The organism is Lentzea jiangxiensis, from assembly GCF_900104175.1.
GTDB lineage: Bacteria > Actinomycetota > Actinomycetes > Mycobacteriales > Pseudonocardiaceae > Lentzea > Lentzea jiangxiensis.
The window spans coordinates 1,203,796-1,223,647 of sequence record NZ_FNIX01000001.1; the positions used below are offsets into that span (position 1 = coordinate 1,203,796).

At 69.7% G+C, this 19,852-nt stretch carries 21 protein-coding genes; 10 read left to right on the forward strand and 11 right to left on the reverse strand.

Going from position 1 to position 19,852, the window contains the following annotated elements; all coding sequences use genetic code 11:
* The first annotated feature begins 35 nt into the window (after positions 1–35).
* The gene (locus BLQ91_RS05985; protein WP_090095576.1) at positions 36–2,438 is read left to right on the forward strand and encodes a DNA translocase FtsK; all 2,403 of its coding nucleotides are present in this window, start codon (positions 36–38) and stop codon (positions 2,436–2,438) included.
* A 1-nt stretch (position 2,439) separates the two neighbouring features.
* Here BLQ91_RS05985 and BLQ91_RS05990 read toward each other — a convergent pair whose 3' ends face one another.
* From BLQ91_RS05990 to BLQ91_RS06020, 7 genes are all read right to left on the reverse strand, one after another.
* Positions 2,440–2,910, reverse strand: coding sequence for a phospholipase (locus BLQ91_RS05990; protein WP_090095577.1), 471 nt, complete (start codon positions 2,908–2,910; stop codon positions 2,440–2,442).
* An 81-nt stretch (positions 2,911–2,991) separates the two neighbouring features.
* A complete protein-coding gene (locus tag BLQ91_RS05995; protein ID WP_090095578.1) occupies positions 2,992–3,645 on the reverse strand; it encodes a nitroreductase family protein in 654 nt (217 codons plus the stop codon).
* A 4-nt stretch (positions 3,646–3,649) separates the two neighbouring features.
* On the reverse strand, positions 3,650–4,804 hold the full coding sequence (locus BLQ91_RS06000) for a YcaO-like family protein (protein ID WP_176959576.1): 1,155 nt from the start codon (positions 4,802–4,804) through the stop codon (positions 3,650–3,652).
* Positions 4,801–5,211, reverse strand: coding sequence for a hypothetical protein (locus BLQ91_RS06005; protein WP_090095580.1), 411 nt, complete (start codon positions 5,209–5,211; stop codon positions 4,801–4,803). Before BLQ91_RS06005 ends, BLQ91_RS06000 begins: the two co-directional genes overlap by 4 nt.
* Positions 5,212–5,305: 94 nt before the next feature.
* Entirely contained in the window at positions 5,306–6,100 is a 795-nt protein-coding gene (locus BLQ91_RS06010; protein ID WP_090095581.1) for a hypothetical protein, read from the reverse strand.
* The gene (locus BLQ91_RS06015; RefSeq protein ID WP_245733154.1) at positions 6,084–6,935 is read right to left on the reverse strand and encodes a MerR family transcriptional regulator; all 852 of its coding nucleotides are present in this window, start codon (positions 6,933–6,935) and stop codon (positions 6,084–6,086) included. The genes BLQ91_RS06010 and BLQ91_RS06015 overlap by 17 nt, the downstream gene beginning before the upstream one ends.
* 63 nt (positions 6,936–6,998) lie before the next feature.
* A complete protein-coding gene (locus BLQ91_RS06020; protein WP_090095585.1) occupies positions 6,999–7,499 on the reverse strand; it encodes an amino-acid N-acetyltransferase in 501 nt (166 codons plus the stop codon).
* A 134-nt stretch (positions 7,500–7,633) separates the two neighbouring features.
* On the opposite strand from BLQ91_RS06020, the gene BLQ91_RS06025 reads away from it, so the two are divergent.
* The 9 genes from BLQ91_RS06025 (at position 7,634) to BLQ91_RS06065 (ending at position 15,916) form a co-directional block, all read left to right on the forward strand.
* The gene (locus tag BLQ91_RS06025) at positions 7,634–8,875 is read left to right on the forward strand and encodes an AAA family ATPase (RefSeq protein WP_176959577.1); all 1,242 of its coding nucleotides are present in this window, start codon (positions 7,634–7,636) and stop codon (positions 8,873–8,875) included.
* A complete protein-coding gene (locus BLQ91_RS06030) occupies positions 8,862–9,413 on the forward strand; it encodes an RloB family protein (protein ID WP_090096025.1) in 552 nt (183 codons plus the stop codon). The genes BLQ91_RS06025 and BLQ91_RS06030 overlap by 14 nt, the downstream gene beginning before the upstream one ends.
* A 39-nt stretch (positions 9,414–9,452) precedes the next feature.
* Positions 9,453–10,856 (forward strand): 30S ribosomal protein S12 methylthiotransferase RimO, encoded by a 1,404-nt coding sequence (gene rimO / locus BLQ91_RS06035; RefSeq protein WP_176959578.1) that lies wholly within the window; start codon positions 9,453–9,455, stop codon positions 10,854–10,856.
* Entirely contained in the window at positions 10,853–11,431 is a 579-nt protein-coding gene (gene pgsA / locus BLQ91_RS06040; RefSeq protein ID WP_090095590.1) for a CDP-diacylglycerol--glycerol-3-phosphate 3-phosphatidyltransferase, read from the forward strand. The genes rimO and pgsA overlap by 4 nt, the downstream gene beginning before the upstream one ends.
* A complete protein-coding gene (locus BLQ91_RS06045) occupies positions 11,428–11,904 on the forward strand; it encodes a CinA family protein (protein ID WP_090095591.1) in 477 nt (158 codons plus the stop codon). The genes pgsA and BLQ91_RS06045 overlap by 4 nt, the downstream gene beginning before the upstream one ends.
* A 105-nt stretch (positions 11,905–12,009) precedes the next feature.
* Positions 12,010–12,432, forward strand: coding sequence for a helix-turn-helix domain-containing protein (locus BLQ91_RS06050; RefSeq protein WP_090095592.1), 423 nt, complete (start codon positions 12,010–12,012; stop codon positions 12,430–12,432).
* A 359-nt stretch (positions 12,433–12,791) separates the two neighbouring features.
* Complete coding sequence (locus tag BLQ91_RS06055) at positions 12,792–13,643, forward strand: PspA/IM30 family protein (protein ID WP_090095593.1); 852 nt, start codon at positions 12,792–12,794, stop codon at positions 13,641–13,643.
* 31 nt (positions 13,644–13,674) lie between these two features.
* Entirely contained in the window at positions 13,675–14,496 is an 822-nt protein-coding gene (pspM, locus tag BLQ91_RS06060) for a phage shock envelope stress response protein PspM (RefSeq protein ID WP_090096026.1), read from the forward strand.
* Between the two features lie 235 nt (positions 14,497–14,731).
* Positions 14,732–15,916 (forward strand): uracil-xanthine permease family protein, encoded by a 1,185-nt coding sequence (locus BLQ91_RS06065; protein ID WP_342670612.1) that lies wholly within the window; start codon positions 14,732–14,734, stop codon positions 15,914–15,916.
* Positions 15,917–15,934: 18 nt separating this feature from the next.
* Here BLQ91_RS06065 and BLQ91_RS06070 read toward each other — a convergent pair whose 3' ends face one another.
* From BLQ91_RS06070 to BLQ91_RS06085, 4 genes are read right to left on the reverse strand one after another with little or no spacing between them, the layout of a single operon-like run.
* Positions 15,935–16,912, reverse strand: a complete 978-nt coding sequence (locus BLQ91_RS06070; RefSeq protein ID WP_090095595.1) for a quinone-dependent dihydroorotate dehydrogenase — start codon at positions 16,910–16,912, stop codon at positions 15,935–15,937.
* A 37-nt stretch (positions 16,913–16,949) separates the two neighbouring features.
* Positions 16,950–18,188 carry a cytochrome P450 family protein gene (locus BLQ91_RS06075; protein ID WP_176959579.1) on the reverse strand — a complete coding sequence of 413 codons (1,239 nt, stop codon included), beginning with the start codon at positions 18,186–18,188 and terminating at the stop codon, positions 16,950–16,952.
* Between the two features lie 32 nt (positions 18,189–18,220).
* Positions 18,221–18,982: a DNA-formamidopyrimidine glycosylase family protein gene (locus tag BLQ91_RS06080; protein ID WP_090095599.1), complete on the reverse strand. Its 762-nt coding sequence runs from the start codon at positions 18,980–18,982 to the stop codon at positions 18,221–18,223.
* The gene (locus tag BLQ91_RS06085) at positions 18,975–19,820 is read right to left on the reverse strand and encodes a ParA family protein (protein WP_090095600.1); all 846 of its coding nucleotides are present in this window, start codon (positions 19,818–19,820) and stop codon (positions 18,975–18,977) included. Before BLQ91_RS06085 ends, BLQ91_RS06080 begins: the two co-directional genes overlap by 8 nt.
* Positions 19,821–19,852: the final 32 nt, after the last annotated feature.

Consider the following 19,852-nt stretch of genomic DNA (forward strand, 5'->3'; position numbering starts at 1 on the left):
GGGGCTGGTGGGACGCGAGGGACTACCTTGTAGACATGGCCGGGCGTACAGGGACTTCGAGAAAGACCACGTCACGCGGCAAAGCGCCAGCCAAGCCGCGGGCACGATCCACCGCGTCCAGAAAGCCCGCCGCGCGCAGGAGCGGTGGCGGTGCCTTCAGCGCCGTGTGGGGGGCTTTGGGACGTGGCGTCGGCACCGTCGTCCGGGGGATCACCGGCACCAAAGGACTCGAACCGGAACATCGCCGTGACGGCCTCGGCCTGTTCCTGATCGCGCTCGCGTTCATCACGGGCACGGGGGTCTGGTGGCAGGCGGGCGGACCGGTCGGCCGGTGGGTCGACGTCGCCGTGCGCAGCTCCGTCGGGTTCCCCGCGGTGTTCGTCCCGGTCGTGCTGCTCGGCATCGGCGTGGTGCTGATGTCCACCGACGCCAAGCCGGAGGAGCGGTTCCGGCTCGTCGTCGGCGGCACGTTGATCAGCATCGGCGTGCTCGGCATGTTCCACCTGATCGGCGGCCTGCCGATGGACCCGCTGGCCCGCCGCGACGCCGGTGGCGCGCTGGGGTACCTCGCCGGCGGCTTCCTCGCCCAGGGCCTCACCCCGTGGGTCGCGGGCCCGCTGCTCGTCATGATCTTCGTCTTCGGCCTGCTCTGCGTGCTGCACTGGCCGGTTCGCGAAGTGCCGCAACGACTTCGCGCCCTGGTGCACCGCGAGCGCACGGCCGAGCCGTTCGACTTCGAGGACGAGCCGGAGGAGGAGCCCAAGCCGGTTCGCCTGCGCCGCCCGTCGCGCCGCCGCCAAGCCGCCGAGACCCCGGTGGAGGAGCCGCAGGCCGAGCTCCCGCTGGACGAGCCCGCGGAGCCCGCCCCGAAGCCCGCCCCGAAGCCCGCCCCCGCGGCGAAGAAGGCGGCGGCCGCGGCACCGGCACCGGCGATGGCCGTGCGCGCGGTCGAGGGCGACTACCAGCTGCCGCCGCCCACGATCCTCAAGGACGGCGACGCGCCGAAGGCCCGCAGCAAGGCCAACGACCAGATGATCGACGCCATCACCGGCGTGCTGGACCAGTTCTCGATCGACGCCCAGGTCACCGGTTTCACCCGAGGCCCGACGGTCACGCGCTACGAGGTCGAGCTCGGCCCCGGTGTGAAGGTCGAGAAGATCACCGCGCTGACGAAGAACATCGCGTACGCGGTCGCCACCGACAACGTCCGGCTGCTCGCGCCGATCCCCGGCAAGTCCGCGGTCGGCATCGAGGTCCCGAACAGCGACCGCGAGATGGTGCGCCTCGGCGACGTGCTGCGCGCGCCGTCGACGTTGCAGGACACGCACCCGATGGTGATCGGCCTCGGCAAGGACATCGAGGGCCACATGGTCACCGCGAACCTGACGAAGATGCCGCACCTGCTGGTCGCGGGCTCCACGGGTTCCGGCAAGTCGTCGTTCGTCAACTCGATGCTGGTCTCGCTCCTCGCGCGCGCCACGCCCGACGAGGTCCGGATGATCCTCATCGACCCGAAGATGGTCGAGCTGACGCCGTACGAGGGCATCCCGCACCTGATCACGCCGATCATCACGCAGCCGAAGAAGGCGGCGGCCGCGCTGGCGTGGCTCGTGGAGGAGATGGAGCAGCGCTACCAGGACATGCAGGTCAACCGGGTGCGCCACATCGACGACTTCAACCGCAAGGTGAAGTCCGGTGAGATCGCGGCACCGCCCGGCTCCGAGCGCGTCTACCGCCCGTACCCGTACATCATGGCGATCGTCGACGAACTCGCCGACCTGATGATGACGGCGCCGCGCGACGTCGAGGACGCGATCGTCCGCATCACGCAGAAGGCCCGCGCCGCCGGCATCCACCTGGTGCTCGCCACGCAGCGCCCGTCCGTCGACGTCGTCACGGGTCTGATCAAGACGAACGTGCCGTCGCGGCTGGCGTTCGCCACGTCGTCGCTGACGGACTCCCGGGTCATCCTCGACCAGCCCGGTGCCGAGAAGCTGATCGGCATGGGTGACGGGCTGTACCTGCCGATGGGCGCCGGGAAGCCCGTCCGGATCCAGGGCGCGTTCGTCGGCGACGAGGAGATCTCGCAGATCGTCGACTTCACGAAGAACCAGGCCCAGCCCGAGTACACGGACGGGGTCACCGCGGCCAAGGCCGGGGAGAAGAAGGAGATCGACGCCGACATCGGCGACGACCTGGAGCTGCTGGTGCAGGCGACCGAGCTGATCGTGACGTCGCAGTTCGGGTCGACGTCGATGCTGCAGCGCAAGCTCCGCGTCGGGTTCGCCAAGGCGGGGCGCCTCATGGACCTGCTGGAGACCAGGGGCGTCGTCGGGCCGTCCGAGGGCTCGAAGGCGCGCGAGGTGCTGATCAAGCCGGACGAACTCGAGAACGTGATCTACCTGATGCGTGGAGGCGGCCCCGCCGACGGCGAGTGAGCTACCCCAGGCCGGCCTGCTCGATGCTGTCCGCCGTCGAGCTCCCGGTGCCTCCGAACTGGCGCACCGCCTTGTAGTACAGGTCGGCGGTGCGCCTGCACGTCCAGTTCCAGCCGCACTGGGCGTACATGTCGGACTTGAAGTTGTCGTCGACGCGCAGCCGGTTCGCCTCGCTGAACCGGGCCTGCCGCTTGTAGTTGCGGTAGCCGAAGTCGTGGCGGTGGCAGGTCGGCAGGAACTTGAAGCCGAAGGGGTTGTCCGGCGAGTACGAGCAGCCGTCGGAGGACCAGTCGAGCTGGTCCGCGTGGGGCTGCTGGGCGCGCAGTGTCGTGAACTGGCTCAGGGACTGCGCGTAGAGGTAGTCGTCGGTCACCGCGACGATGTCCACGGCCAGCGCCGGGGAGCCCGTGAAGATGAGGGCCAGGGATGCGGTGGCACCCACGAACGCCGAGCGCAGCGTCTTCGTCGACATGCGAGCTCCTCCGGTTGTGAGCAGGTCTCGCCAGTTGTAGCGGGTGATCGTCCGTCGTAGGTAGACACGATCCGGTGAACGTCAGGTGATCGGATGCCCGCAGGCGATCGCGGTGGCCACGCGGAGCTCGCGAGGCAGGCCCAGGGCGTGCAGCACCTCGTGGTCCGCCACGCCGCCCAGCAGGTGGCCGCCGAGGCCCAGCTCGGCGAGGCGGAGACAGATGTTCTGGGCCGCGGCGCCGGCTTCGACCAGGCCGAAGCGCCCGGCGCGTTCGCCGTACTTCTCGAAGGACTCCCCGTCCGCGAGCACCAGGACGATCGCCAGCGGTGGCGCCGACGGGGTTCCGAGGATCTCGGCCAGGTCGGGCGGGGCCGCGCCGATGTCCTGCAGGGCTTGGCGGCGCAGGTCGTAGCGCACCGCCCGGCCGTCGTGGAAGGCGTAGCAGCGCAACGGGTCGAGGCCGCCCGCGGAGGGGTAGCTGTTGTCGGACAGCGCTCCCAGCACGGCGCCGAGTTGCCTGTCGCCCAACGGCCTGTCGGCGAACTCGCGGGTGCTTCGGCGGGCCTGGAACAGCTTCTGCAGCCGGCCACCGGGGCGCGGGAGCGCGACGGGGGCGCTCGGGAGCTCCAGCGGGTCGACCAGCGGTGGCCGGGGGCGGAAGTCGCGCAGTCGTTCGCCGAGGCGCCGCCGGTGCAGGACCGAGTAGCGGCTGGCGGCCCAGAAGTCGTCGAACATGGCTTCACCCCAGCGGATGCGGTGCGGGATTGGGGAACGCGCCCGGTGAGGCGTGCGGGTAGCGCCAGGCCAGCTCGCGGGCCCGGCCGCCCAGGTGGGGCCAGCGGTGGTCGGCGTGCAGCGGTGCCAGGTCGGGGGACAGGACGCGGACGCAGTGCAGCCCCACGGCCGAGAGCTCCGGCGTGGTCAGCTCGCGGTAGGCGAGCCGGATTCCGGCGCCGTCCAAGGCGTGCACCAGTTGGGTGAGCTCCGCCGCGGTGCCGCGGGCCTCGGCGTCGGGTGGCGGGTCCGTCTCGAAGCCCCGCAACCACGGCAGCGCGCCCCACTCCGCCGGGTGGGTGGCGTAGTAGGCGGCGTGCCGGTCGAAGTCGGTGGCCTCCTCGACTGGCTCGTCGCCGTGGCGCGCCAGCCACACCTCGACGAACACGGTGCCCTGCACCCATTCCTCGTAGGCCTTGCGGAGCGCTTCCGCGACCGTGGCGCGGCAGGCCAGGCCCAGAGTGGGGCGGGGCTTGCCCGCGATCGGGAGGGAGCCCGCCACCGCGACCACGGGGTGCGGGCTGTAGGCGGGGGTGAGGTCGAAGGCCTGGGCACCGTGCGGGAGGTCGGCCGGAAACCGCTGCGGCGCGAGGGAGTGCAGCCAGGTGGTGGTGAAGGCGTCGCGTTCGACCAGTTCCTGGACGGCTCGCAGCAGCGCGTTGGTCGTCGACGGGCCGGCCGCCAGGCCCGAGGACGTCGTGGGCAGGCCGTACGAGGCGTCGAGGCCCACGAGTCCGGCGGGCACGCGGATCGGTTCGTTGGCGGGCAACGTCCAGGCGCGCGTGTACGGCGTGTCGACGTATCCCTTGCGATAGCGGTAGTTCGGTGACACGCGCTGTTCGACTGTGTGCAGGCTGAAGTGTTCCAACGGCCAGCACTCGCCGGTGGTGACGATCTCCAGCGGTGCGCGGGCGGCGGCGTGCCGTTCCAGTGCCTCGGCGATCGCGGCCACCTCGTCCGCACCGCCCGAGGTGCCGCCGGCGGCGAACGGCTCGGGCACGGCGGCCCAGCCTTCGACGTCCACATCGGACAGGCTGTGCGGCAACGGGTGCAGCTGCGCCACCACGCCCTGCCGCCAGCCGACCGCGCGCTCGGCCAGCGCCTCCGCGACGGTCCTCACCGCGGCACCCGGTGGTGCCGGAAGAGCCAGTACCCGAAGGCCGACGCCCCGCCGATGTAGAGCGCACCGCCGATCCAGGCGCCCGCTTCACCCGCTTGCGCGACGGGCCCGAGCACCACCAGCACCACGAACGGCTCGACGCACCAGAGCAACGACCAGCCGAGCAGCCTGAGCAGGCTCATCCACGGCTTCGGTGACCGGGCGACGAACCCCGACGCGACGGCCCACGCGAGCGCCACCCCGAAACCGCCGAGCCACCAGCCCCAGGGCAGGCCGAAGATCGCGCCCGTCGTGGCGAACGGCAGCACGATGACGAGCAACGGGAAGACCGCGGCGGGGAGGACGAGAGCGCCGCGAGGGCGTTCGAGGTCCCGGGTGTCGCGGTGCAGGGCGACGGGGATGTGCACGGCCGCGCCGACCGAGGAAACCGCGCAGCAGCAACAACAGCAGCAACAGGTGGGCGTCGCGGCGCTCGTGGCGGCCGCACCGGGTGAGAACTGGTCAGGTAACCGGACTGCCGTCGCGTTCATGGTCCCCCCAAGGAAGTGTCACGCGCCCGAGCTCCACCGTCGGGCAGACCTCGCAGCCGGCCGCGGGCAGCACGCTCTCACGCGTGGTCGTGAACTCGTCGAGGTTCACGGTGACGACCGTGTCGAGCAGTGCCAGCGAGCCGTTGCGGATGTTCCGGACCGCCTGCTCCGCGAGCGAGAGCGGGAACTCGTGCCGCAGCGCCGCCGGGTGCGGGGGAGGCGGCGGATCTCCCCACCGCCGTCCCGCCCGCACGGCGAGGCACGCCAGGCACGCGCCGGCACCGGGCACCACGAAGGGTCCGATGGCGGCGGTGTGGTGGTACGCGAGGTCCAGCAGGAGGTGCGGGACCTTCGTCTCCCGCGCCACCTCGACCAGGTCGAGCAACGTGCCGGTCGTCCGCACGACGAGCAGGAGGTCCGGGTTCTCGTGGTGCGGCAGCCGCTCCGCCAGCCCGGCGGGTGCCCGTCCGACGACGCGCGTGCCGACCGCCACCGGCCCGTCCACGTCGTCGGCCGGCAACCCGGCCGGGCGGAGAGCGCCCAGGGTCCTCAGCTGGGCCAGGTACCGGCGAGCCGGTTCCCCGACCCGGCTCTCGTCGACCGTCCGAGCCACTCCCCCCGGCACCGGCTCGAACAGTCCCGCCAGCGCCACGGCCACCGCCTTCGGCAGGTCCGGGATCAGGTACGCGAGGTCCGCACCCGCGTACACGACGAGGCCTTCGTCCCGGACCTGCGCGTGCCAGGCGGGGTCAGCGACCAGGCTCATCCTCGTCCCCCCGTCTCAGGAAGTTCTCGATCTCCTGCTCGCTCGGCAGGTCGCCCGCCGGGTCCATGAGGTTCTCGGCGATCGGCGGCAGCGGCTGCTCCGCCCACGCGGGCTGGTAGTCGTCGCTGGGCAGCAGCCCGTGCCGCGACGCGAACTCCTCGGCGGCGTCCCGGATCGACTCCCGCAGCGTCCCCACCACCGCGGTCTCCGCCGTGTACGTGAGCTCGACGAGCAACGCCCGCACGTTCTCCAGCTGGTTCTCGTCACCGGCCTTGCGCGCGAGCTCCGGCCAGAACTGCCGCTCGAACAACCGCACGAAGTCCGCCGCCACCGCGTCGGTCGCCGTGCGCAGGCGCGTGAAGCTGTCCATGACGTCATCGCTGGGCACCCGGAGGCCGGCGAGCCTGCCGCCCGCCTCGAGTGCCCAGCGACGCGCGTGCGGCCAGCCGTACTTCCACCGCACCAAGCCCAACCGCATAGCCCGGAGGAGGAGTCGCGGTTGGACGTCTCCCATCGGAACGAGGTGCCGGATGTCGCGCACCTTGATCCGAACCCAGTCGTCGGGCCCGTCGGCCTCGCCCATGCCGAGCACCGCGGCGACCGACTCGCCCTTCTCCCGTGCCGCGATCAGCTCGGCGATCGCGGGCAGCGAGAACCCCCGCTGCTGCAACCGCTGCACCAACGTCAGCCGCTCGACGTGCGAGGCGTCGTAGTACGCCACGCGCCCCTGCCGTCTCGGCGCGTGCAGCACACCCTTCGTCTGGTACATGCGAATGGTGCTGCTGGGCAGGCCGATCCGGGCGGCGAGCTCGTCGACGGTGAGCGATTCGGGCACACCACCGATCCTGGCGTGCCCGCGTTATGTGAGTCAAGACTATTCGAGTGATCACTCGAATAGTTACAGCTCCAGGAGCATCCTGCTGTTGCCGAGCGTGTTCGGCTTCACGTAGCTCAGGTCGAGGAACTCGGCGACACCCTCGTCCACCGACCGCATGATCTCCTCGTAGACCTCGGGGCTCACCGGCGTGCCCTCGATCTCCACGAACCCGTGCTTGGCGAAGAACCTGGTCTCGAACGTCAGCACGAAGATGCGCGTGAGCTGCAGCTCCTTGGCCGTCGCGATGAGCTGCGCCACGATCCGGTGACCGACACCCCGGCCGAGCGCCATCGGGGACACCGCCACGCTGCGGATCTCGGCCAGGTCCTCCCACATCACGTGCAGGGCACCGACGCCGAGCAGCTCGCCGTCCTCCTCGGCCACCCAGAACTCCTGGACCGCCTCGTACAGCGTGACCAGGGGTTTGGCCAGCAGGACCTTGCCCGCGTACCCGTCGATCAACGTCTTCATGGCGCGCACGTCGCTGGTGCGGGCGCGCCGCACGACTACCCCACTGGTCACAACCGTCAAGTATGGGCGCCGCTCCTGGCGTGGTAGCCAGCAGAGGTCCAAGTCGTGAAACACGCCCAGGCTGTCAGCTACAGGCCGATCTCTGCGGTTTAATTGCGCAGAACGGTCTGTGGGAGGTGGATGACGTGCTGCGCAGCTTCCGGGTCGGCAACTACCGCTCGTTTCGGGAAGAGCATGAGTTGTTGCTCATGCCGCTCTACTCGAACGAGCGCTCGGTACTGCCCGTCGCGGCCATCTACGGTGCGAACGCTTCCGGCAAGTCCAACCTGCTCGACGGGCTCGAGTTCATGGCGGACGCGGTGCGTGAGTCGTTCGCGGCGTGGGCGCCCGGTGGCGGGGTGCCCAGGCGGCCGTTCAAGCTCGATCCGGGTCGTCGGCGGGAGCCGTCGGTCTTCGTGGTCGAGTTGATCATCGCTGATGTCCGGCACACCTACGGCTTCGAGGTGGATGACGAGCGGGTGCTGGAGGAGTGGCTGTACAGCTACCCGGAAAAACGCAGGCGGGTGTTGTTCGAACGGCAGGGGAGCACCATCAAGTTCGGCAGCACGGTGGCTGGGAGTGCCGCCATCACCGAGTTGCTCGGTGGGCTGCTCCGGCCGAACGCTCTGCTGCTCAGCTTGGCCGCGCAGTCCGGCTTCGAGGTCGTGCTGCCCGTGTTCCGCTGGTTCGCAGAAGACGTGGTGTTCCGCAACGAGGTGCGCACGAGGTTCAATCAGGCTGCGGTCGCTCGATTCCTCCAATCAGAGCGCTCCTTGGCGATCAAGCTCACCGAGTTGCTCAGGCTCGCTGATCTCGGTGTCAGCGGGATCAGTTTCCACGTGCCGAAGTCGGCCGATGAACTCGTGGACGACCATGATCTGCCTCACGTGCTCGGGCAGGTGGCAAACCGCGTCAGGCTGACTCACGGACCACAGGGGCACGCTTTCGACCTCGACGAGGAGTCCGCTGGAACGCTGTCGTGGTTGATGCTGCTGCCGCAGGTGCTGCTGACGTTGCGAAGCGGCGGTTTACTGGCCATCGACGAGATCGATGCCAGTCTGCATCCACGCTTGACGGCAGCTCTGGTCGGTCTGTTTCGCGACGCGGAAGCGAACCCGAACGGTGCGCAGCTCCTGTTCACGACGCACGACGCGAGCTTGCTCAGCCCGGTGCTGGGAGATGCAGTGCTCACCCGCGAAGACGTCTGGTTCGTGACAAAGGACGAAGACGGTGCCTCTGAGCTGTACCCGTTGACGGATTTCAAGCCGCGGAAAGAAGGCGAGAACCTGGAACGCCGCTACCTGGGAGGAAGCTACGGGGGCATTCCGGACGTGCAGGCCGAGACGCTCATCTCGGCGGTTTTGCGTGGTGCTGATGGCGCGACGTGAAAATTCGTCCCGACGCCGGACACCTTCGAGAATCTCCACAAGCCGTGTGCTCGCCGTGTGCTGCGGACAAACCGAGCAGGCATACCTCGACGGGATGAAGCGGCTGTCCAAGCCGGTGACCTTGAAACCTGTGGTCAAGGTCGGCTCACCAGCGCAGCTCGTCAGGTACGCGGCGAAGCGGCGCCAAGCCGACCGAGGCGGTTTCGACGAGTACTGGTGTGTCGTCGACGTCGACGAGTTCGACATCGGCGAAGCCGTCGCCGCGGCCGGCGCGGAAGGGATTTCGCTGGCAGTGTCGAACCCGTGCTTCGAGGTGTGGCTGATCCTGCACTTCGCGGACTGCACCGCGGGGATCTCCAGCCCGAAGGCTGCCGCCGAGAAACTGCGCAAGCACATGCCTGGCTATGCGAAAGGCGCGCTCGACTTCGCCGTGCTCGCGGAGCGCGTCGACCAGGCGGTCGAGCGGGCCAAGGCGCTGGGCTCGGACAACCCGTCGAGTGACGTGTGGCGGCTCGTCGAGGTCGTTCGGAAGCACTGAGTTCAAGCGCCCAGACGTGGGGCGGTTACGCTGAGCGCCGTGTCTTCTCCCGCCACTCCGCGACGCGTGTCGCTGCTGACCCTGGGCTGCGCCCGCAACGAGGTCGACTCCGAAGAGCTCGCCGGACGCCTCGGCGAAGGCGGCTGGGAGCTGGTGGACGAGGGCGCCGACGTCGTCGTCGTGAACACGTGCGGCTTCGTCGAGCAGGCGAAGAAGGACTCGGTCGACACGCTGCTCGCCGCGTCCGACACCGGCGCCAAGGTCGTCGCGGTCGGGTGCATGGCGGAGCGCTACGGCAAGGAGCTCGCGGACAGCCTCCCAGAGGCGGCCGCGGTCCTCGGCTTCGACCAGTACAACGACCTCGCCGAGCGGCTGCAGGACGTGCTGCACGGCAAGCCCGTCGAGTCGCACGTGCCGGTCGACCGCCGCACGCTGCTGCCCATCACGCCGGTCAAGCGCCAGGAGGCCAAGGACGCCGTGCAGGTGCCCGGCCACGGCTGGGGGCCCACCAAGACGCCCCGCAAGCGCCTCGACGACGCCCCCGTGGCACCGTTGAAGATCGCGTCGGGCTGCGACCGGCGGTGCAGCTTCTGCGCCATCCCGAGCTTCCGCGGCGCGTTCGTCTCGCGGCACCCGGACGAGGTCGTGGCCGAGGCCATGTGGCTCGCCGAGAACGGCGTCAAGGAGCTGTTCCTCGTCAGCGAGAACTCCACGAGCTACGGCAAGGACCTGCCGCGCGAGCAGGGTGCGCTGGAGCAGCTGCTGCCGCGTCTGGCGAGCATCCCCGGCGTCGAGCGCGTGCGGGTGAGCTACCTACAGCCGGCCGAGACCAAGCCGAGCCTCGTCGCCGCCATCGCGAAGACCGACAAGGTCGCGAACTACTTCGACATGTCGTTCCAGCACTCCAGCGAGAACGTGCTGCGGCGCATGCGCCGGTTCGGTGACACGGACAGCTTCCTCAAGCTCGTGTGGCAGATCCGCGAGCACGCGCCCGAGGCCGGCATCCGCAGCAACTTCATCGTGGGCTTCCCCGGCGAGACCGAGGAGGACCTGCGGGAGCTGGAGCGGTTCCTGACCGAGGCGCGCCTCGACGCGGTCGGCATCTTCGGCTACTCCGACGAGGACGGCACCGAGGCCGAGGAGCTCGACGGCAAGCTCGACGCGGACACCATCGCGGAGCGCGTGCAGCGCATCGGCAACCTCGTCGAGGAGCTCACCAGCCAGCGCGCGGAGGACCGGGTCGGCACCGAGGTCACGGTGCTGGTCGAGACCGAGGAGGACGACGAGAACGACTGCGTCGGCCGCGCCGAGCACCAGGCGCCCGAGGTCGACGGCGAGTGCATCGTGCTGGAGGCCGAAGGGCTCAAGCGCGGTGACTTCGTGCGCTGCCGCGTGGTCGACTCCGAGGGCGTGGACCTGATCGTCGAGGTAATCCCGACATGACGGAGGCCCGGAAGGTCCCGCTGCTCAACGTCGCGAACATCCTCACGATGGCGCGGCTGGCGCTCGTTCCGGTCTTCCTGTTCTCCCTGTTCGAGGCGGGTGGCTTCGACACCACGTGGCGCCTCATCGCGTTCGCGATCTTCGCGGTCGCGAGCTTCACCGACCACATCGACGGCACGCTCGCGCGCAAGCACGGGCTGATCACCGACTTCGGCAAGATCGCCGATCCGATCGCGGACAAGGCGCTGACCGGGTCGGCGCTGGTCGGCCTGAGCATCCTCGACGTGCTGCCGTGGTGGATCACGATCACCATCGCCGTGCGCGAGATAGGCATCACGCTGCTGCGGTTCTGGGTGATCCGCTACGGCGTGATCCCGGCGAGCCGCGGCGGCAAGGCCAAGACACTGGCGCAGGTCGTCGCGATCGGGTTGTTCGTGCTCCCGCAGAACGACGTGCTGCAGCTGATCGCCTGGGTGATCGTGGTGGTCGCCCTCGTCCTCACCGTCGTGACGGGAATCGATTACGTCGTCCGAGCGTTCAAGTTGAAGGCCCGCGCGGGTAGGGCGGTGGCGTGACCGACGTCGTCGCACTGCTGAAGGCGCGCGGGCAGACCGTCGCCACCGCGGAGTCGCTGACCGCGGGTCTGCTGTGCGCGACGATCGTCGACACACCGGGGGCGAGTGCCGTGGTCCGCGGTGGGTTGATCGTCTACGCCACCGAGCTCAAGCACGTGCTCGCGGGCGTGGACCAGCGGTTGCTCGACGAGCACGGTGCGGTGCACCCCGACGTCGCGGTTCAGCTGGCCGAAGGCGCCCGGACGAGGTGCGGATCGGACTGGGGGATCGGGCTGACGGGAGTCGCCGGACCCGACCCCCAGGACGGGGTCGCTCCGGGGACGGTCCACATCGGCTTGAGCGGGCCTGGAGTGTCCACAGTGCGGACAATCACCGTGCGTGGTGATCGCGCGGCGGTGCGTTCCGGCGCTGTGGAAAAAGCCCTGGTCCTGCTGTCGGACTGCCTGCTGGACACCGCGGGCGGGAACAAATGATGACTCCGCGTTCGTTCGCCCTTGGCGGACGTGTTCGGAAGTCAGTGACCGTTGTCGGTGTCGATCGGTAACGTAGGGACACGGCCGGCCGGAAGGAGGCGCGCGATGACCGTGCTGCTGCGCGAGGCGATCGGTGATCGGCTTCGCCATGCCCGCACCAACCAACGCCGCACGCTGCGCGAGGTCTCTCGGACCGCCCGCGTGAGCCTGGGGTACCTGTCCGAGGTGGAGCGCGGCCGCAAAGAGGCGTCCAGCGAGCTCCTCGCGGCCATCTGCGAAGCATTGGAACTGCCGCTGTCCGAACTGCTGCACCACGTCGCCTCCGACATCGGCGCCGTCCAGCAGACGCCGGACACGGTGCCGGACACCGTCCCGGACGGACGTTCGGACAGGGGCAAGCTGGAGGGTGGCCGCGTGCTGCCGTCCACGCTCTCGGACGACCTGTCCGACCTGCGCCTGCAGCCCATGCTGAGCCACCGGCTCACGAGCAAGATCGGCGAGACGCCCAAGGCGGTCGTCGCGGCTTGACCCCCCCCGTCCTCCCGGCCCCGTCCGCCACCTGGCGGGCGGGGCCGCCTGCGTTCAGGTGACACGTCACCGCCTGTGGTCCGGGCCACGTGACGGTCTGCAACAAGAACGCGTCCTCGTACGTTCAACTGACAACGACGGCAGCGTGCTGGACCACAGGCAACGGCTTGGCATCAGCACGCTGGGTCACCGCGTCCCCGGACGCGGGTGCGGGCAGGATTGGCACGTCGTCAGGCGTGTTCTCCTAAGTCCCGGGGTGGGTCAGGGTGTTCCCGGATATCTCCCCGTGTCGGTGGATACCCCGACGAACAATTGAGACGATGGATCCAACACCGGCACCGAGAAGGCAGGCGTAGGAGATGGCCAGTCCGTTCGTGAAGTTCTGGAAGTACCTGATGGCATCGTTCTCGACGAAGATCGACGAGCACGCTGACCCGAAGGTGCAGATCCAGCAGGCCATCGAGGAGGCGCAGCGTCAGCACCAGGCGCTCTCCCAGCAGGCCGCGGCCGTCATCGGCAACCAGCGGCAGCTGGAGATGAAGCTCAACAGGCAGCTCGGCGACGTCGAGAAGCTGCAGGCCTCCGCTCGCCAGGCGCTCGTCCTCGCCGACGAGGCGCGCTCCAAGGGCGACGAGCAGAAGGCCACGCAGTTCGAGAACGCCGCGCAGGGCTTCGCCACCCAGCTCGTCACCGCAGAGCAGGGCATCGAGGACCTCAAGACGTTGCACGACCAGTCGCTGCAGGCCGCGGCGCAGGCCAAGCAGGCCGTCGAGCGCAACTCGATGATGCTGCAGCAGAAGCTGTCCGAGCGCACCAAGCTCCTCAGCCAGCTCGAGCAGGCGAAGATGCAGGAGCAGGTCTCCGCCTCGCTGACGCAGATGAGCGAGCTCGCCGCACCGGGCAACGTGCCGTCGCTCGAAGAGGTCCGCGACAAGATCGAGAAGCGCTACGCGACCGCGATCGGGTCCGCCGAGCTCGCGCAGAACTCGGTGCAGGGCCGGATGCTCGAGGTGCAGGCCTCGACCACGCAGCTCGCCGGGTCGTCGCGGCTCGAGCAGATCCGCGCGTCCATGCACGGCGGTCAGGCGAACACGCCGCAGCAGGTGACCGCGGGCAACAGCGCCGCCGCGCAGATCCAGGCCGAGATCGCGCAGCGCGTCCAGCAGGAGCAGAAGACCACGCAGCAGCAGGTTCCGCCGGCTCAGAACTGAGCCACGGGGCAGGAGGAGTCAGCAGGTGATCATGGAGCCCTGGAGAAACCGTCCCAACAACGAGATCGTCCGCAAGGTCGTCGGCGAGTTGGGTGCGTCGCTCCAGGGCCACCCCCTGGCCGAGCAGGCGCGCTACCGCATGCAGAAGTGGAACGACCCCGTCGCCAAGCTCGAACGCAAGCGCAAGCGCACCAACGCGGTGCTGACGTTCTGGCTGGCGCTGATCACGATCTTCGGCACGCTCGCCGTCTTCGGGTTCACCGGCGTGCTCGGCACGTGGGCCACCGTCGGCGGCACGATCGGCGCGGCCCTGCCCGGGCTCCTCGCCGTCCGCAGCGGGTTCAAGCTGAAGGAGCTGGGCGCCGCCCGGCAGCGGCTCGCGCTGTCGCCGCCGCCCCCGCCCCGTCCGCCGCTGCCCGCGCACATCTCGGCCGCGCGCGCGCCGATGGAGAAGTTGCACAGCGCCGAGGACGCGATGACGCAGCTGCTGGTGCAGCTCGACTCGCCCGCGCTCACGTCGATGCCCACGGAGTCCGTCCAGCACGCCCGCCAGACCGCCCAGGAGGCCGCCGCAGCCATCCGCGCGGTGTCGGCGCAGCTGCAGGCCGTCGAACGCGCCCGCGACACCGCTCCGCCGCTGGAGCGCGCCTCGCTGGTCGAGGGTGTCCGGGTGCTCAGGATCCAGTTGGCGGACGGCGTGGACCGCTACTGCGCGCTGGTGGCGGAGGCCGGCAAGGCGCTGGCCGCCAGCACGCAGTTCCAGAACCCCGGCGAGGTCTTGGACGACGCGACGGACCACATGGCGGGCTTGGCGTCCGCGATGCGCGATGTATCAGGCTATTCAGCGTATTGATTGTCACCCTGTGTAGTTGCGTACGACTATTCGGCGAGTGTCCCTGGGATCTTTAGGGCAATCGTGTGATTATCGGACTGTTATCTAGCCGTAGCCGCTACATGGCGTGGCAGGATTCCGGGGCCGGTCTGCGGGAAGTCCGGCTGAATTGCCGGGAGGCAGTGCGTTGGCGTTGTGGACCGTGCACGGGGACGGTCGGATCACCGACAGTGAAACCGTCGCGCCCCAGGAGCGGGTGAGCTGGCCGCTCACGATCGGGTTCGGGGTGCAGCACCTCGTCGCGATGTTCGGCGCCACGGTGATCGTCCCCACCGCCACCGGTCTTCCCGTCGCCACCACGCTGCTGTTCTCCGGTCTGGGCACGCTGCTGTTCCTGGTGATCACCAAGAACCGCGTTCCGAGCTACCTGGGCTCGTCCTTCGCCTTCGTGGCGCCGCTCGTGGCCGCGCGTGAACAGGGCATCGCCGCGCAACTCGGCGGTGTCGTCGCGGCCGGTCTGCTCGTGATCGTGGTGGGCATCGCGGTCAAGGCGCTCGGCGTGCGGCTGCTGGAGTCGGTCATGCCGCCGGTCGTCACCGGCGCCGTCGTGGTCATCATCGGCCTGAACCTCTCGCACCGGGCCACCTCGGACTTCGGCGAGCAGCCCCTGCTCGCGGCGCTCACGACCGCGGTGATCCTACTGGCCGGCGTGCTCGGCCGAGGCCTGGTGTTCCGGTTCTCGATCCTCATCGGCTTCGTGGCCGTCTGGATGGGCGGCCTCGCGTTCGGCGCCGTCTCGTCCGAACGGCTGGCCGCGCTGCGCGACGCGGCGTGGGTGGGCCTGCCGAGGCTCTACCAGCCCGAGTTGCGGCCGTCCGTGGTGCTGCTGATGCTGCCCGTGGTGATCGTGCTCGTGGCGGAGGTCGTCGGCCACGTGAAGGCGGTCGCGGCGCTGACCGGCCGCAACCTCGACGGCAGCGCGGGTGACGCGATCATCGCGAACGGGCTGTCGACCGCGCTGTCCGGCCTGGGCGGTGGCGCGGGCACGACGACGTACTCCGAGAACATCGGCGTGATGGCCGTGACCCGCGTGCAGACGACGGCGGCGTTCGCGTTCGCCGGGGTGTTCGCCGCCGCGCTGGCGTTCTCCCCGAAGGCCATCGCGCTCTTCGGCACCATCCCGCCGGGCGTGCTCGGCGGCTGCACGCTCGTGCTCTACGGCCTGATCGTGCTGATCGGCGTGCGGATCTGGATGGACCGCGGCGTGGACCTCGCGAACCCGGTGAACGCGATGGTCGGCGGCGCCGCGCTGGTCGCCGGGGTCGGCGACCTGACCATCGAGATCGGCGACCTGGAGATGGGCGGCATGGTCTGGGGCTCGCTGCTCGTGGTGATCCTGCACCCGGTGATGCGCTGGCTCCGGGCCGCGCGCCGCACCTGACGACCGGCCGGGGCGCGCCTACCTCAGTGCCCGGTTGATCCTCGACACGAGGCCGGGGCCTTCGTAGATGAACCCGGTGTAGATCTGCACGAGGCTCGCGCCGGCGTCGACCATGCGCTTGGCGTCGTCGGGGGTCGCGATGCCACCGACGCCGATGACGGGCAGGTCGCTGTTCTTGGTGATGAACCGGACCACGTCGTTCGCGCGCCGCGTGAGGGGCTTGCCGCTGAGACCGCCGGTTTCGGACGCGTGCGCGCTCGTGAGGCCCTCACGGCTGAGGGTGGTGTTCGTGGCGATGAGGCCCTTGATGCCGTTGTCCATGCACACCTGGATGACCTCGGCGATGGCATCCTCGGTGAGGTCGGGCGCGATCTTGACCAGCATCGGCTTCGCGGTGGCCGCGGTGAGGGTCTGGACGAGCTCGGTCAGCGCCCCCTTGTCCTGCAGGCTGCGCAGGCCGGGCGTGTTCGGCGAGCTCACGTTGACGGCGTAGTAGTCGCCGTGGTCCTTCAGGGCGTTCAGCGAGTTCAGGTAGTCCTGCACGGCGTCTTCGACCGGCGTGACCTTGGACTTGCCGAGGCTGATGCCCAGCGGGGCCTTGAGGGGCGTCCGGTCCAGCTTCGCGGCAAGCGCTTGCGCCCCCGCGTTGTTGAAGCCCATCCGGTTGATGATCGCCTCGTCCTCGCGCAGGCGGAACAGGCGCGGCTTCGGGTTGCCCGGCTGCGCGTGCCACGTGACGGTGCCGACCTCGACGAACCCGAACCCCAGCGCGGCCCACGCCGGCAGCGCGCGCCCGTCCTTGTCGAGGCCCGCCGCGAGCCCCACGGGGTTCGGGAACCGGACGCCGAAGACGGTGCGCGGGTTGTCCTGGTTGCGGGCGAACCTCGCCAGCGGGCTCAGCCGAGCCATGACGTCGAGCGTGGTCTCGTGGACCCGCTCCGCGTCGCCGCCGTGCATTCCGAACAACGCCCTGCGAACCACCTGCTTGTAGACCACGCGCTCACCCTATAACGCCAGCTCAGCGTAGCCGTCGTCACATCGGCCCAGGCACCTTGACCGTCGCCTGCTCGTCCAGCGGCGTCCGGGGCTTCGCGAGGAACGTCACCGGCAGCTCCCGCAGGCCCCGGCTCCCGAGCGACACCCGCCACCCGAGCGGGCGCGACGTGTCGAGGGTCAGCCCGGCGCACCGCTCCAGCAGCGTCCGGAACGCGATCTCGCCCTCCAGGCGGGCCAGCGGCGCGCCCAGGCAGAAGTGGATGCCGTGGCCGAACGCCAGGTGCTGGCGGTCCGCCCGCTCGATGTTGAGCTGGTCGGCGCGCGGGTAGCGGTTCGGGTCGTGCTCGGCGGAGGCCAGGGACAGCAGCACCACGTCACCGGCCGGGATCCGTGCGCCGCCGATCGTCAGCGGCCGCGTGGCGAACCGCAGCACGTGCGAGGTCGGGCCGTCGAAGCGCAGGAACTCCTCGATGGCGCCGGGCAGCAGGGACGACGAGCGCTGCAGCAGTTCGAGCTGCTCGGGGTGGCGCAGCAGCGCCAGCGCGCCGTTGCCGACCAGGTCCACGGCGGTCGTGTAGCCGGCCACCAGCAGCAGGAACGCGAGCGAGGCCAGTTCGTCGTCGGTGAGCGCGGTCTCGCCCTTCGCCCTGGCCAGGCCGCCGATGAGGTCGTCGTCGCCGGAGGTGCGCTTGTGGGTCACCAGGTCGCGCAGGTAACCGGAGGTCTCCTCGCGGGCCGAGGCCGCGTCACCGTCGGCCAGGCCGGTCACCACGTCGGCCCAGTAGCGGAAGTTCTCCTGGTCGACGGCGGGGACGCCCAGGAGCTCCATGATCACGGTGATGGGCAGCGGGGCGGCGAAGTCCGCGATCAGGTCGCAGCGCCCGGAGTCGGCGAACGAGTCGGCCAGTTGGGCGGCCACCTGCTCGATCCGGGGGCGCAGGCCGGCGATGCGGCGCGGCGTGAGCTGGCTCGACACGGCCCGGCGCAGGCGCGTGTGATCGGGCTCGTCGCTGTTCATCATGTGGTCGGACAGGTCGCCGAACCACCACGACGCGAAGTGCGGATGGCCGCGCAGGGGTTCGGCGAGCGCCGAGCCGTGGGAGGACAGCAGCGGGTTGTCCAACGCGGCACGCACGTCGGGGTAGCGGGTCACGAGCCACATCGGCACACCGAAGGTCTCGACCCGGTGCACGGGGCCGGCGTCGCGCAGGCTCTTCAGCACCGCGTAGGGGTCGTCGGTGAAGCCGGGGCGCAACGCATCCAGATCTACCGCCATATTGGGGCACACGGCCGGGAGAGCGCCTCGGTTCAACCGGATTGGCATTTTGGGCAGAAGTACACGAATCTGCCGTCGATCTCGTCCGATCGGACCCTTGTGCGGCAACGCAGGCAGGGTTTGCCCGTCCGCTCGAACACGTAGTGCTGCACCCGGAGGTCGCCGGTGGTGCTCTGCTCCGGCCGCCACTGGTTCGCCTGCAAGAGCTTGCGCGACAACGCAACCGCTCGTGAGGCGTCGACGGACGAGACAGGTGTCGTCGGCAGGACGCGCAGCAGGAAGCACACTTCCGCGCGGTAGAGGTTGCCGACACCGGCCATCACGCGCTGGTCCAGCAACGCGAGCCCGACCGGCCGTGAGGGGTCCGCGGTCAACCGCCGGATGGCCTCGTCGGCGTCGAAGTCGTCGGCCAGGAGATCGGGTCCGAGGTGCGAGATCAGTTCGTCTTCGCGGGAGGTCGGGACGAACTCCATGTCGTGCAGCGCGAACCCGATGGCCTGCCGGTCGTCGACCTCGAACACCGCGCGGGCCTGGTGCGCGGGCCGGCGCCAGCGCTCACCGGGGCGGTAGAGGTGCCACGAGCCGTCCATGCGGAAGTGGCTGCGCAGGCTGTTGCCGTCGGAGAAGTGCGTGAACATGTGCTTGCCGTACGTCCGCACGCCGAGGACGTCCAAGCCGGCCAGGTCGAGCGCGGCCAGTCTGGGGTGACGCAGTTCACCGCGGATCAGCGTCTTCCCGGCCAGCGCCTGGTGCATGCGGTGGCCCGCCAGGAAGACCGTGTCCCCTTCAGGCATCCACCGCTTCCTGGATCTCGTCGTCGTCGAAGTCGTGGTGCACGGCGCGGCGCCGGCTCCGCGAGATGCGCTGGATGCGGGCGAGCAGCAGGTTGAACGCCAGCGCGACCTCACGGGCACCCGGAGTACCCCACTCGTGGATCGGCATGCATGCGCCCTGCGCCTGTTGTACTGCCAGACGGTCCGGTAACGCCACCGGCATGACTAACGGGCCGAAGATGTCCCGCAGCTCTTCGATGCGGAACTGGTGTTCGTGCGAACGCGGCCGCACGCGGTTCACGACGACGCCCAACGGTTGCAGGTCGGCGTTGTTGCTCTCGCGCTCGTTCTGCACCGCCTCGAACGCCCGCTGCACGCCCGCGACGGCGAACATCGTCGGTTCGGTGACCAGGAGGGCGCGGTCGGCCGCCACGAGCGCCGAGCGGGTCAGCTGGCCCAGCGACGGCGGGCAGTCGAGCAGCACGAGGTCGTACGGGAACTCGTCGTACATGTCCCGCAACGTGCGCAACGCGTCTTTCAGGCGGTGCAGGCGCGACTCGTTCGGATCCGGGTGGTTGAGCAACTCGGCGTCCTCGGACCCGGACAGCACGTCGATGCCGTCACCCCACCTGCTGGGGCGGATCGCCTGTTCGAGGTTCTCCTCGGACGGGTCCTGCAGGACGTCGTAGATGCTCGCCTTGGACTCCTCGGGCTCCAGCGTCGACGTGGCGTTGCACTGCGGATCGAGGTCGATCACGAGAGTGCGGACGCCGCGGCGGAGAGCGGCTGAGGCGAGGCCGAGCACCACCGTCGTCTTACCGACGCCTCCCTTGAGGCTGAGCACGGACACCGTATGCACAGACCTACTCTAAGGTCTCCTACTCTGTAGGC